10 protein-coding genes are annotated in these 12,959 nt (G+C 70.7%); 4 read left to right on the forward strand and 6 right to left on the reverse strand.

All coding sequences use genetic code 11. The annotated features are described in order from the left end of the window. Positions 1-229 precede the first annotated feature (229 nt). Positions 230-1,144, forward strand: coding sequence for a hypothetical protein (locus GXY15_05195; protein ID NLV40608.1), 915 nt, complete (start codon positions 230-232; stop codon positions 1,142-1,144). A gap of 16 nt (positions 1,145-1,160) precedes the next feature. On the opposite strand, the gene htpG is transcribed toward GXY15_05195, so the two are convergent. Beyond that, positions 1,161-3,089: a molecular chaperone HtpG gene (gene htpG / locus GXY15_05200; protein ID NLV40609.1), complete on the reverse strand. Its 1,929-nt coding sequence runs from the start codon at positions 3,087-3,089 to the stop codon at positions 1,161-1,163. A 578-nt stretch (positions 3,090-3,667) separates the two neighbouring features. On the opposite strand from htpG, the gene GXY15_05205 reads away from it, so the two are divergent. From GXY15_05205 to GXY15_05215, 3 genes are all read left to right on the forward strand, one after another. Then, positions 3,668-4,159 (forward strand): hypothetical protein, encoded by a 492-nt coding sequence (locus tag GXY15_05205; protein ID NLV40610.1) that lies wholly within the window; start codon positions 3,668-3,670, stop codon positions 4,157-4,159. Between the two features lie 76 nt (positions 4,160-4,235). Beyond that, positions 4,236-5,168, forward strand: a complete 933-nt coding sequence (miaA, locus tag GXY15_05210; GenBank protein ID NLV40611.1) for a tRNA (adenosine(37)-N6)-dimethylallyltransferase MiaA — start codon at positions 4,236-4,238, stop codon at positions 5,166-5,168. Further along, positions 5,165-6,460 (forward strand): hypothetical protein, encoded by a 1,296-nt coding sequence (locus GXY15_05215; protein ID NLV40612.1) that lies wholly within the window; start codon positions 5,165-5,167, stop codon positions 6,458-6,460. Before miaA ends, GXY15_05215 begins: the two co-directional genes overlap by 4 nt. A gap of 17 nt (positions 6,461-6,477) precedes the next feature. On the opposite strand, the gene nikR is transcribed toward GXY15_05215, so the two are convergent. The 5 genes from nikR to larB form a co-directional block, all read right to left on the reverse strand. Further along, entirely contained in the window at positions 6,478-6,933 is a 456-nt protein-coding gene (nikR, locus tag GXY15_05220; protein ID NLV40613.1) for a nickel-responsive transcriptional regulator NikR, read from the reverse strand. Positions 6,934-7,030: 97 nt separating this feature from the next. Further along, a complete protein-coding gene (locus GXY15_05225) occupies positions 7,031-10,066 on the reverse strand; it encodes a sulfatase-like hydrolase/transferase (GenBank protein ID NLV40614.1) in 3,036 nt (1,011 codons plus the stop codon). 25 nt (positions 10,067-10,091) lie between these two features. Beyond that, positions 10,092-10,577 (reverse strand): pantetheine-phosphate adenylyltransferase, encoded by a 486-nt coding sequence (coaD, locus tag GXY15_05230; GenBank protein ID NLV40615.1) that lies wholly within the window; start codon positions 10,575-10,577, stop codon positions 10,092-10,094. Positions 10,578-10,581: 4 nt separating this feature from the next. After that, positions 10,582-11,763 (reverse strand): nickel pincer cofactor biosynthesis protein LarC, encoded by a 1,182-nt coding sequence (gene larC, locus GXY15_05235; GenBank protein ID NLV40616.1) that lies wholly within the window; start codon positions 11,761-11,763, stop codon positions 10,582-10,584. After that, the gene (gene larB / locus GXY15_05240; protein NLV40617.1) at positions 11,760-12,524 is read right to left on the reverse strand and encodes a nickel pincer cofactor biosynthesis protein LarB; all 765 of its coding nucleotides are present in this window, start codon (positions 12,522-12,524) and stop codon (positions 11,760-11,762) included. The genes larC and larB overlap by 4 nt, the downstream gene beginning before the upstream one ends. Positions 12,525-12,959 lie beyond the last annotated feature (435 nt).

Consider the following 12,959-nt stretch of genomic DNA (forward strand, 5'->3'; position numbering starts at 1 on the left):
CGTGGACGATATGGACGGAATGGACAAAATGGACGATATTGACAGGAGAAACGACCTGTCGAAGGGCTCTGACTATCCTGTCCGTCCCGTCCATGTTGTCCATTCCGTCCATATCGTCCATTCACGCTGTGGCAGACCGCCACCTCCGCCCCGGCGGCGCGGAAACCGGATGTGATACGCTTAACGCCCGCGGGTGACCGGCCCGCGCAACCCCAACGGGAGACCCGCCATGCGTCACGCAATCATGATCCTCTGCCTGGCATCCGCCCTGCTGCACGCGGGATGCGGCATCGGCACCGAAGCCCCCCCCGCGGCCCCGGAAGCCGCAGCCCCCGGCGCGCCCGCGCCCGACACGCCGAAGCAGGCCCCGGACGCCGTCATGGCGCAGTGGAACACCTTTGCCGCGGGCGGCGGCGCGGCGCTGCAGGACCAGGCCCGCGCCGAGGAGCTGGGAAGGGCGCTGGCGGCGAACGGCGCGGCGGCGCTGACGCCCCTGCTGGACATCATCGCGGAGAATCCGGGCGACCCCCTGCGCAAGGTCTGCGCCGTCATGACGCTCACCCCGGTCATCGTGAAAGACCACGAACCGCGCCTGCTCGACCTGACGGCCGCGGACCAGGACCGCGTGACCCGCGCGAACGCCGTCCACCTGCTGGCCACGCTCGCCGTGCGCAACCAGGCCGGGCCGGAGACGGTGGCGCGCATCCGCGAGCTGTATGACGACGCGGACGCCTATGTGGCCCACGCCGCCGTGCTGCGCATGCTGACCTCGGGCGACCCCGAGGCGGTCCAGCGCTCCGTGGCCCTGTGGGCGCTTCCGGAGACCACGCTGCCCGAGCGGGCGCAGATCGTCGGCGGCATCCCCCAGGCGCAGTGGGTGGCCAACCTGCCCCTCTTCCAGGAGGCCGCAGCCAACACGGAACTGCCCCCCCGGGCGCGCGCGCGCGCCGTGCAGGCCCTGGGCGACGCCGGCGACGCCTCCGTGCTGGACACGCTCCGGAAACTCGCGGAGACGGAGGCCGACCCCGGGTTGAAGAAGGCGGCGCAGGAGAGCGCCGACCTGGTTCAGAAGCGCGTGGACGAGGGCATCGTCGTGGCGCCCCTCGGCGGACCGCCGGTCATGGTGCCGCCCGCCGCGCAGTAGCCGCCCCGCGCGCCGCCTAGTCCGCGGCGCGCGCCATGAGGTCCGCCACCCGCCGCGCAAAGGCCGCAGGGTCGGGAAGCTGCCCGCCCTCGGCGAGCACCGCCTGGCCGTGCAGCAGCTCCGCATACTCGGCGACCACCGGCGCGTCCGGGTCCTCCGCATGCCGGCGCCGCAGCGCGACCATCACCGGGTGGTCCGGGTTCAGTTCCAGGATGCGCTTCACGGCGGGGGCCTCCTGGCCCATCGCCTTGAGAATGCGCTCCAGCTGCGGCGACAGGTCGCCCTCGTCGGACACGAGGCACGCCGCCGATTCCGTCAGGCGCGACGACAGCCGCACGTCCTTCACCCGGTCGCCCAGCGCCTCCTTCATCCGCGCGAGCAGCGGCGCGTCCTCCTTCTCCCGTTCACTCCGCGCCTCCTCCTCCTGCTTCCGCTCCTCTTCCGTCCCTGCGGCGGCGGTGCCCCGCGCCGCCGAGACAAAGGCGAAGTCGCCGTATTTCTCCACCGCCCCGGTCCACACCTCGTCCACCGGGTCGGACAGCAGCAGCACCTCCCACCCCTTCGCCGCGAAGCCCTCCAGATGCGGCGAGCGCCGCAGGGTCTCCAGATTGTCCCCCGTGAGATAGTAGATTTCCGTCTGGCCCGGCTGCATGCGGGACACATAGTCCGCCAGCGACGTCTCCGCGTCGCCCGCCGTGCTGCGCAGGCGCGCCAGGTCGAGCAGCGCACCCCGGTTCTCCGCGTCCTGGAAGAGGCCCTCCTTGAGCACGCGGCCAAACTCCGCCCAGAACGCGGCGTATTTTTCCGGGTCCTTCTCCGCGAGGTCCTTGAGCGCCCCCAGCACCTTCGCCGTGACGCCCCGGTTCATCCGCTGGATCTGGCGGTTCTGCTGAAGTATTTCGCGCGAGATGTTCAGCGGCAGGTCCTCGGAGTCCACCACGCCGCGCACGAAGCGCAGGTATTCCGGGAGCAGGTCGGAGCAGTCGTCCATGATGAAGACCCGCTTCACGTACAGATGCACGCCGCGCGCCTTGTCCATGTGGCGGTAGGCCAGGTCCCACGGCGCCTTGGACGGGATGTACAGCAGCAGCCGGTACTCCAGCGTGCCCTCGATCTTCGCCTGGATGCGCAGCAGCGGGTCGTTCCAGTCGTGGCTGATGTGCCGGTAGAACTCGTGGTACTCCTCCTCCGGCACCTCTTCGCGGCCGCGCAGCCAGATGGCCTTCATGGAGTTCAGCGTCTCCAGCGTGCGCACCGTCCGCTCCGCGCCCTCCCCCTCGCCGTCCCGCTCCGTCCGCTCCACCTCCATCCGCACCGGATACGCCACAAAGTCCGAGTACTGCCGCACCAGCTGGCGGATTTCCCACTCCTTGGTGAAATCTTTCAGCCCGTCCTCCTCGTCCGCCGGTTTCAGGTGCAGCGTCACCGTCGTGCCCGGCGCATCCCGCTCCGCGTCTTCCAGCGTGTACCAGCCGTCCCCCGCCGACTCCCACCGCGTCGCCGTCTCCTCCCCCGCGCGGCGCGTCACCATCACCACCCGGTCCGCCGCCATGAACGTCGAGTAGAAGCCCACGCCAAACTGGCCGATCAGCGCCGTGGACGCCGCGGCGTCCTTCGCCTCGCGCAGGGCCTTCAGAAACTCCTGCGTGCCCGACTTCGCGATGGTGCCGATCAGGTCGCGCACCTCGTCCCGCGTCATGCCGATCCCGTTGTCCGACACCGACAGCGTGCGCGCCGCCGGGTCCGTGTCAATGCGGATGGCCAGCTCCGTGCCCTCCGGCAGCAGCTCCGGCTGCCTCACCGCCTCGAAGCGCCGCTTGTCCAGGGCATCCGAGCTGTTCGAGATAAGCTCCCGCAGGAAGATGTCCTTGTTCGAGTAGACCGAGTGGATCATCAGGTCCAGCAGCTGCCGGGCCTCCGTCCGGAATTCGTGGCGTTCGCTCATGGCAAGCTCCTCCAAGGTTGTCTATGGCTCCTGTGCGAACCGCGCGCCGCACACCCCGTCCCCGCCGTTCATTTTAGCGAAAATCCGGCCCCGCAGTCACCTCTCCGCCGGACGCCCGGGCGCTGAATGGCGCGCAGGGGTGTTCACGCCGTTCCAAGAACGAGGCCACTGCCCTCGTCGGCGCTCCGTCGCGATGACGTTGATTTCCGTGGTCATCGCGAGCCCCTGACCGCCCGGAGGCGGGAATGTCGTTGAAGAAAGGGCTGCTCCAATGGCGTCGGCGGTCCCGGCTGTTCTGTGGAGTGCGGTGGCAGAGCGCAGCGGCGACACCGCTTTCCCAAGCGACGAACCATGCCACGCCCCTCCCGGAGGCCCTTTCCCGAAAAACCAAAGCGGCGTCGTTGCCGCCGCACTCCAAAGGGAGGCACCGGCGCGGCGCCCCCTTGTCGGAATGTCCGCGCTGCGCGGCACATCTTCCGACATGGAAGCTGCTAAAATGCCCACACGCGTCACCAGAACGGGAAGGGTGGGCTTTCGGAAACGCGGCCACCCCGAAAAGAAACGAAAAGGAGCCTTCCATGAACACTGCCGACGCGATGTTGCGGGGGACAGCGTGCGTGCTGGCGGTCTGCGCCGTCCTGATGCTCCCGGCCTGCCGCTCCGTGAAAACGCCGCCGGCGCCCCTTGGTTCCTCCGTGTGCGCCGGCGGGACGATGACTGAAACCCCGGCGGGCAACTTCGAGCTGAGCGTCTGGAACCACAGCCGGCAGACCCCGGAAGTGGACATCCTCGTGTGCGTGGACGGCAGGACCGCCGTGAACCACCGGTTCTCCCACGGCGGGGGGCACAACTGGCACACCTTCGTCTTCGAGTTCGCCCCGGGGCCGCATGTGCTGCGCGCCTACTCCACCAAGGGCCAGGCCCACCTGGAATGCGCATTCACCCTCGACGGGACCAAGCGCTGGGCCAGCCTGGACTACTGGCAGTCCCCGGGCGGAAAGTCCGGCACGCCGCCCGCGGAGCGACGGTTCACCTTCGACATCACCGACCAGCCCATGGGTTTTCTCTAGTCCGCCGCGCCCGTCCCAAAAACCCGAAACATGCCGCAAGTGGCGGCGCGCGGGGCAACCCGGGTAAAATACCGCCATGGGCGCGGACGTGAAGAAGACCAATGGCCTCATGGTGCTTGGGCCGACGGCCTCAGGCAAGACGGCGCTGGGGGTGCAGATCGCCCGGGCGCTCAACGGGGAAATCCTGTCCGTGGACTCGCGGCAGGTCTACCGGGGGCTCGACATCGGCTCGGGCAAGGACCTCTCGGAATACACCACCGGCGGCAAGACCGTGCCGTATCACCTCATTGACATCGCCGGACTCGAGCAGGAGTTCAGCGTCTACGATTTCCAGAGGGCCTTTTTCACCGCCCTGGCCGATGTGACGACGCGGGGGGCGGTGCCCGTGGCCGTGGGGGGAACGGGGCTGTATCTGGACGCCGTGCTCGGGGGCTACTCCTTTGCGGACGCGCCGGAGAACCCGGAACTGCGCGCCGAACTGGCGGAGCTGGACGAGGACGCGCTCCGCGCGCGGCTGCTGGCCCTGCGCCCCGACCTGCACAACACGACGGACCTGGAGGACCGGGACCGGCTGGTGCGCGCCATCGAGGTCGCCGAGGCGGGCGCGGCCGGTTTGGCGGAGGGGGACGCCGCGGAGACGCCGGCGTTCAACCCGCTGGTCCTGGGCGTGTCCATGGACCGGGAGGTCCTGCGGCGGCGCATCGCGCGGCGGCTCCACGAGCGCATGCACGCGGGGCTCATCGAGGAGGTGGAGGAGCTGCACGCGGCGGGGCATTCCTGGGAGCGGCTGGAGCGCCTCGGGCTGGAGTACCGCTGCGTCTCCCTGTTCATCCAGGGGCGCATCCTCAACAAGAACGACCTTTTCCAGAAGCTCAACAGCGCGATTTGCCAGTTCGCCCGCCGCCAGGAGACCTGGTTCCGGCGCATGGAGCGGCGCGGCACGGTCATCCATTGGCTGGAGCAGCCCGACTTCCTGTCGGCCATGCGCGTCCTCGCGCAGCACGCGTGAGCCGCGCCCGCGCGGCCTACCTGCGCCGCCGGGGCGCGCTCGGACCATGGACCCTTGAAGGCGATATTCTCCCCGCCGCCCGCACCGCCGTTGTCCTGCCCGCCCTCGGCGAGGGGGCCTTCCTGCCCGAAACCCTGGCCAGCCTGCTGCCCGGCGAAACGCCCGCGCAGGTGGTCGTGGTGGTAAACAACCGCCCGCCCCCGCACGCCGACCCCGCCCAGGCGGCGGACAACCGGGAAACGCTGGAAGCGCTGCGCGCGGGACGGCTGGCCTGCCCCGGCGCGGCCCTGGCGTGGGTGGACGCCGCGTCACCGGGCCGCGCCATTCCCCCGGGGGAGGGGGTGGGCACGGCGCGAAAAATCGGCCTCGACCTGGCGCTGGGGATTCTGGACGCCGCGGACGGCGCCGTGCTGGCCAGTCTCGACGGCGACTCCCCCGCCGCGCCGGGATACCTCAACGCGCTGGCCGCCTTCGGGGAGGCCCCGGGCGCGTGGGCGGGGTGGTGCGATTTTGAGCATCCCCTGGAAGCGCCGGCCATGGCGGCCTATGAGCTGCACATCCGGTGCTATGCGCGGGGCCTGCGATGGGCCGGGTCGCCCTACGCCTTCCCCGCCATCGGCTCCACCATGATTTGCACCGCCGCCGCATACGCCGCCGCGGGCGGCATGAACCGCCGCGAGGCGGGCGAGGACTTCTACTTCCTCCAGCAGCTCGCCAAGACAGGCACCGTCCGGCGCGTGCCGGGGGCGAAGGTCTTCCCCTCCGCCCGCGCGTCCGCCCGCGTGCCTTTTGGCACGGGGGCCAAGCTCTCCCAATGGCGCGGCAACCCGGAACTCATCCGCACCTACGACCCGCGGGTCTACGCGGTCCTGCGGGAATGGCTGGGCTTCACCCGCGCCGCCGCCGCCGCGAACGCGCCCGCCGGGGAATGGATGCGCGCCGCCGGCGCAGCCCATCCCGCGCTGGCCATGTTCCTGGAGGAAGCCCGGTTCCCCGCCGCCTGGGAACGCCTCCGCGCCGGGGCGCCCACGCCCAGCCACCGTCTGCGCGCCTTCCACGAGTGGTTCGACGGCCTGCGCACCCTGCGCGCCGTCCACCGCCTGCGGGATGCGGGCCTGGCCAGCCTCCCCGTGCCCCAGGCCGCCGCGCGCCTCGCGGCGCAGCTGGGCCTCTTCACCACGCCGGAAGCGGAGGACGCCGCCGCGCTGCTGCAACGCTGCCGCGAAGCCGACCGCAGCGCCCCTCCCCCCTGCGGCCTCGCGGCCCTGAACGCCCCGCCCGCGGAATCCTGAAGGCCGCGGCCCCGGCGTCAGTGCGGATGCGTGTGGCGGTGCGGACGGCGGCGCGCCGACGCCAGCCGCTTGCCCGTGGAGCCGATGGAAACGGCGGCGTGCAGGACGCCCTTGTGCGCGCGCATGCCCTCGGCCAGCGCCTCGATCTCCGAGGCCCGTCCGCGCACCATGATCATCTCCGCGCACAGTTCCTCCGTGAGGTGCACATGCGTGGTCGCCAGGATGGCGTCGTGGTAATGGTGCTGGAGGTGCGTCAGCTTCTGCGTCAGCTCGCGCACCTCGTGGTCGTAGACCACCGTGATGGTGCCCACGGCCTCCTCGTTGTTCTTCCACGCGTCCCGGGCGAGCCGCTCGCGGACCAGGTCGCGGATGAACTCCGACCGGCTCACGGCGGGCCCCGCCTTCAGGGCCTCCTCCAGCCGGTCGTGCAGCTCCTTTTCCATCGTGATGCTCATCCGGACCAGGTCGCTCATGGCTGTCCTTCCCCGCGGGCCAGGGCGGCGGCCCGCGCGCGGAACACATGCGGCACCACCGCCGCGGCGCGCCCCCCCATCTCGCGGCGCGGCGCGCTCATAGGTACCCCAGGGCCTCGAGCTGCTCGCGGTCCATGCCGCCCACCGCCGCGTCCCCGGCGGGCTCCGGGGCGTTCTCCTCAATCACGCGGCGGTACCCGTCCAGCACCCCGGTGAGCGCCTGAAGCAGCTCCGTGTAGGCCTCGTCCGCCGCGATGTTGTTCAGCTCCTTCGCGTCGTGCTCCGTGTCGTACAGCGCGACGGGGGCCGCGCCGCGCGGGTTGCCCGGGTTCGCGGTGATCAGGGCGTGCCGCCCGTCGCGCACGGCCTTCAGGATGTTGTTTTCGAAGTCGTTCTCCGCGTAGGTATAGGCGGTGCCCGCGTTGGCGGGGTTCAGGTCCGCGTCGAAAAGGGGCGCGCCGGACATGCCCTCCGCCGGGGGCAGCCCCGCCAGCCCCAGGAAGGTCGGCGCCAGATCCACCAGCCGGGCGAGGTCCCCGTTCACCTCGCCGCCGTGCGCGCCCTGTGGGAGTTTCACCGCCAGGGGCACCCGCACCAGCTCCTCGTGCAGGGTCTGCCCGTGCCACCAGCCCCCGTGGTCGAAGAACTCCTCGCCGTGGTCCGACACAAAGACGACCACCGTGTTGTCCCACAGGCCGCGTTCGCGCAGGCCGTCGAAGAGCCGGCCCAGGTGCCCGTCCAGATACTCGATCTCGCTGATGTAGGCCCGCTTCATCGGCTCGAGGAACTTCTCCGGGTCCGGGCTCTCCATCCGCGCGCGGGCATAACCCACGCCCGGGCGGCTGTGGTCCATGAACGGGTCGTGCGTGTCCATGTAATGCAGGTACAGGTAGAACGGGCGGTCCTGGGGGCGGGGCCCGTCCACCCAGTCCAGCGCCGTGTCTGTCACGGCCTCCGCGGGCTGGTAGAAGTCCGTCACGCGCAGTTTTCCCCGGCGCACCTTCCCCTCCACGGTCAGGAACACCTTGCGCAGCACCTGGTACAGGGAGAGCGACACGGCGGATTGCGGCGCGCCCAGCAGCGCCGACGGCTTCAGCTCGGCATAGTCCGAGAAGCCCCGGTCAAACCCGAACACGGCCATGGTGTTGGGGTTGTTGGTGAACCCCTGGGCGTGGTACCCCGCCGCCGCCAGCAGCCCGGCGAGCGTGGGCACGTCGGGGGAGAGCATGGCCGTCTTCGTCGTCGCCCCGTGTCCCCCGGGATAACGGCCGGTGAAAAGGGTCCCAAAAGAGGGCTTGGTCCACGACGCCTGGGAGTAGGCCTTCTTGAACAGCACCGCCTCCCTGGCAAACGCGTCCAGATTCGGGGTCTTGGCCGGGGCCGCCGGATCGTACAGGGGCAGGTAGTCCGCCCGCAGCGCGTCTATCGTGCAAAGGATCAGGTTGGGGCCCTTCGCCGGGGACACGACGGCCCTGCCCGCACCGGGCTCGAGCGCGCTTCCGAGGAACATCGAAAGGGTCAGGCCGAACACCGTCAGCAGCAGCCATCCGGCCACGCCGAAGAACGCGGGTGCGACCGGGTTTCGCCAAAGCAGACGGCTCACGATGGACGCCTTCACGTAGGCGGACACGCCGGCAACCAGCGCCAGCCCCGCCGCCGCGCACAGCAGCACCAGCAGCGCCTGGGGCGTGAAGGCGTGGCCGGAGAGCACGTCGCGCTGGTAGCGGAACGCGCCGATGACCAGCGCCCCCCCGCCGAGGCAGGCGGCCATGGAAAAGGCGAAGCTGAAGCGCCAGGACGGAAAGCGGTCCACGAGCAGGCAGAGGAACACGAGCCCCGCGCCGGCGCATCCGCCAACGGCGGCGAAGACCAGGCCGTAGACCACGGGGCCCCACCAGAACATGCCCGGGTCGGTGAGCCCCTCCAGGGTCCGCCACAGCCAGAGGGCCTCCGCCAGGGCGATGAAGGCCCCCGCCGCCAGCCCGCCGGTTTTGCACGCGGTCATCATGCCGAAGATGCGGCGGCGGTAGTCCCGGGTCTCGTCCGGCGAGAGGGCCAGCCCCCGCCCCGCGCCCAGAACCGCGCGCTCGCGCTGGAAGTCGGCAATGTCCTGCCGGATGTGCTCGATGTCCGCCCGGCTCCCGAAAAGCAGCAGCGGCACGCTCAGAATGAAGGGGAATATCTCCCCCGCCCACATCTCCAGATGGCCGCCCAGGATCGCGGTGGCGTGGCCCGCCGACGCGCCCAGCACCAGCCCGAAGGCCAGCTCGCGCACACCGATGCCGGAGATGGTGAAGGCCAGCACGGACGCCGTGATCATGAGCGGGCCAACGAAGAAGATGTCGGCCACCGAGGTGTGCTCGGACCGGATCGCCATGAAGGTGAAGATGAAGGTCGTGCAGGTGCCGAGGTGCACCCCCACGCCGAAGACCAGCGCGGCCAGCAGCGACTTCCGCGACCCCGCGTAGGCCGTCACGGCGTCGCCCAGCCGGTTAACCAGGCTGCGCACCTTCCCGGGCACGGGCGTCACCGCCACGAGCACCTGGATCACCCGGGGGTTCAGCAGCAGCGACAGGCTGCCCGCCACGCCCGCGAGGAGGCAGGCCATGATCACCGCGAGCAGCGGGATGTTGATGTTGAGGTAGCGGAAGCCAAGGGGGAAGGTGGCGAACACAAGGAAGGACAGCGCGATGATGCCCGTGAGCTTCTCCACGGCGATCACGGTGGCGCATTTGACCGGGTCGCCCGTGTGGCGCGACGACTCGACGAGCCGGAACCCGTCGAGCCCGACCGTGCCCGGAAGCACGAGCCCGATGGCGCGCCCCATGAACCACTGGTAGGCCATGAGCCGCAGGGGCATGCGCAGGCCCTGCCCCGCAAGGAGCAGCCGCCACCGGAGGATGCCGCAGGTGATGCCCAGCAGCTTCACCGCCGTGGCGCAGGCCATCCAGAACGCGAAGCCGCCCAGGCCCGCCCCGCTCACCCGGCGCATCTCGCGCAGGATGTCCACGGGCCGAACGCCGCCGAAGAAGTCCGCGCCGAGGCCCACCCACTCCGGGCGGAAGAGGGCGGCGAACACCGCGGCGATGAACGCCAGCTTGACGCTGAAAAACAGGGCCTTTTTCACGCTCAAAAGGGGCTCCTTTTCGGAACGCGGGCTATTTCGCGAATTTGCCGCGCAGGCGCATCTCGACGGCCGGCGTGACGTAGTGCCCCACCTTGCCGCCGAGGGAGGCGATCTCCTTCACCTGACGCGAGCTGAGGAACAGGTACGGCTCGCTCGGCATGAGGCACACCGTGTCCACGTCGGGGTTCAGTTTCTGGTTGTTAATCGCCATGGACAGCTCGAACTCGAAGTCCGACACCACGCGCAGGCCGCGGATGAGCGCCGCCGCGCCCTGGTCCCGCGCGAAGTCCACCGTGAGGCCGGAGAACGACGCAATCTCCACGCCCGCCATGCCCTCCGTCATCTCCTCCAGCATCTCGATGCGCTCGGGCACCGTGAACAGCGCCTGCTTGGCCTCGTTGCAGGCCACCGCCACGATCACCCGGTCGAAGATTTTCGCCGCGCGGATGACCAGGTCCAGGTGCCCCAGCGTGGGGGGGTCGAAACTGCCCGCGTACACCGCCGTCCTTTTCTTCATGGAGTCACTCCTCCCCGCGTTGAAACGCCGCCAGGGCCGCATCGGCCACACGCCGCACCGGCACCCCCGCCGCCTCCGCCAGGGCGCGGCAGTCCTCGAACTCCGGGTGCGCCGTGATCCGCTCCCCGTCCAGCGCCGCCGTCTTCACCCGCACCTCCCCGTACGGCGTGGACACGGTTTCCCAGTCCCGCCGCAGCACCGTCCGCCGCTCCTCGCGGATCCGGACGCCCAGGGTGGTCGTGTTGAGAAACAGGCTCCGCGCCACCGCGTCGCGCAGTTCCGGCGGGCACAGCGCCGTCAGCAGGAAGGCGGGCCGCCCCTTCTTCCCCGTGACCGGCGTGAGGAAGGCGTCCACCGCCCCGGCCGCCAGCGCGGCCTCCACCGCCGGGGCCGTCAGCTCGCCGCTCAGGTCGTCCACCAGCGTCTCCAGCACCGCCACCGTGTCCGCGTCCCCCGCCGGGGCGTCCTCCGACTCCCCGAGCAGCGCCCGCAGCACGTTGGCCCGGTCGGGCAGGTCGCGGGTGCCCGCGCCGCAGCCCACCGCCTCCACGGTCATCCGGGGGAGCGGGCCGAAGGACGACGCCCACGCGGCCGCCAGCGCCGCGCCCGTGGGCGTGGTCAGCTCGCCGTCGCCGTCGCCGTAGACGGGCACGCCGCACAGCAGCAGCGCCGTCGCCGGGGCGGGCACGGGCATCACGCCGTGGGCGCAGCGCACCGTGCCGGTGCCCGTGTTGATCGGGGACACCACCACGCGGTCCACGCCGAGCAGGTGCAGGCAGAGCTCGGCCCCCACGACGTCCACGATGGAGTCTATGGCCCCCACCTCGTGGAAGTGGACCTTCTCCACCGTTGTGCCGTGGACCGCCGCCTCGGCCTCCGCGATCAGGCGGAAGGTCTTCGCCGCGCCGGCCTTCACGGACTCCGGCAGCGCGCCCCGGTCAATGATCTCCAGCACGTGCCGCAGGTGGCGGTGGGGATGGTGGTCGTGCTCCGCCACCCGCACCTCAAAGCGCGTGGCGGCCATGCCGCGCTTCACGGTCTTTTCCGTGAAGATCTCGAAGTCCGGCACGCCCAGCGACGCCAGGCCCGCGTTTAGGGCGCCGAAGTCCGCGCCCAGGTCGAGAAGCGCGGCAACGGTCATGTCGCCGCTGATGCCGCTCAGGCAGTCGAGATACAGGGTTTTCATCGGGCCGATCCGTTCGCAATCCGGACGATGGTGGCCGCCGCCACCCCCGCGCCGAAGCCGTTGTCTATGTTCACCACCGTCATGCCCGTGGCGCAGGCGTTCAGCATGCCCAGCAGCGCCGCGAAGCCGCCCAGCCCCGTGCCGTAGCCGACACTCACCGGCACGGCGATCACCGGCGAGGACACCAGCCCCGCCACCACGCTCGGCAGCGCCCCCTCCATCCCCGCGCACACGACCAGCGCCGTCGCGCCGTCCAGGCGCTCCCGCTGGCCCAGCAGCCGGTGGATGCCCGCCACCCCCACGTCGTACACCCGGTCCACCCGGCAGCCCAGACTCTCGCAGGTCACCACCGCCTCCTCCGCCACGGGGATGTCGCTGGTCCCCGCGCACACCACGGCAACATGGCCGTCCAGCGCGGACGCGGGGGACACGGTGACAGTAAACGCGCGGGCCACGGCGTGGTGGACCGCCTCCGGAAACGCCGCCAGCACCGCCGCGGCGGTCTCCGGGGGACAGCGCGTGCCGAGGACGTTGCTGCCCTGGGCCAGCATGCGCTCCGTGATGGCGACCACCTGGTCCGGCGTCTTCCCGGCGCAGAAGATGGTCTCCGGATAGCCCTTGCGCAGGGCGCGGTGGTGGTCCACCTTCGCGAAGCCCACATCCTCGAAGGGCAGCGCCCGCAGGCGCTCCGCCGCCGCCTCCGGCCCCGTCTCCCCCGCCGCCACGGCGCGCAGCAGTTCCAGTATCTTTTCAGCATCCATCGGTGGGCAAGTTCCCCGGGCAGTCACCCGGCGCCAAGACAGGGAAAACAACGCCCTGTCCCCCGCCGCCGCAATGGTAATTCATGGGGTAGCCCCACCGCAAAGACGGCGGAAAATCCGGAAGGGGGACAAGGCCGCCGGGACGGCAGCGCCACGGAAAGCGGCCCGCAGGACTTCCGCGCGGCGCAGGCATTCCGCCAAGAGGTCGCCACGTCGGCCACGGTGCGGCCTCCCCGCGATGACCGTGGAGAGGCGCGTCATCGCGAGCCCCCGCACGTCCTTGGCGAGTCCGTCTGTTATGTGGAGTACGGTGGCAGAGCGAAGCGGCGACACCGCTTTGCCCGGGGAGGATCCATGCCGCACCCCTCCCGGCAGCTCTTTCCCGGGAACCAAAGCGGCGTCGTTGCCGCCGCACTCCAAAAGGAGACGCCGCGC

Source organism: Candidatus Hydrogenedentota bacterium, assembly GCA_012730045.1.
Taxonomy (GTDB): Bacteria; Hydrogenedentota; Hydrogenedentia; order Hydrogenedentales; family CAITNO01; genus JAAYBR01.